We start from the raw sequence: 649 nt of genomic DNA, 5'->3' as shown, positions 1-649 counted from the left end.
CATCAGAGCGGTGGGATTACCTTCAGTCGATACGGAAAGGACTTCAGGCCGGAGGTGCTGGCTCCGGTGATTGAGGCAGTGGATTTTGATGCTGCTGAGTGGCTGCGGTGATTGGTGATGATGGCCATCGTGTTGACGCCTTCCAGGGTACGCACGAAGGTGGCCAAGGACTCCTGACGCAGCGCCACGCAGTTATCGAAGACGACAGCCTTCGGTGCCATCTCCTTGTTCTCCAGGGCGAGCTGCTCGTTCTTCTCTGCCAGCTCGGCAGCCAGACGCAGGGCTTCCGGCAGAGACTGCGGGACACGGAAGGCTGCGCCCTTGGCTTGCTCCTCCAGTTCATGCAGACGGTCGATGACCTTGGCGCGGAGCGGGATGCTGTAGCCGGTCAGTAGGATCTCGACCTCGCGGCGCGGGAGGTGGATGGCAGCGGTATAACCTCGGGCATCTCGCTCCTCACGCACATGGTCCAGATTTGGACCATCTCCGAGTTCGGCCAACATCACGCGGATGTCGCGGATAACATGCTTGTGTTCCTTCCCAGTCAGCCCTGCGATCTCGCGGCTGCTCATGGTTACCGGCTTGTTGGTCAGTGCGTTCATGTTCTGTCCTCCAGAAAAGACGAAGCCCGCTCAGCGGCGGCGTTAGG

General features: G+C 60.4%; 1 protein-coding gene. It reads right to left on the bottom strand.

Annotated features, from left to right (window positions below; genetic code table 11):
* Nucleotides 1-2: 2 nt before the first annotated feature.
* On the bottom strand, nucleotides 3-602 hold the full coding sequence (locus tag ACU8YC_RS25450) for a Rha family transcriptional regulator (RefSeq protein WP_446896026.1): 600 nt from the start codon (nucleotides 600-602) through the stop codon (nucleotides 3-5).
* Between the last annotated feature and the right edge of the window lie 47 nt (nucleotides 603-649).

The organism is Citrobacter sp. VF227 (assembly GCF_052950715.1).
Note: the sequence above shows the minus strand (reverse complement) of the source record. Positions and strands in the feature narration are given on the sequence as shown.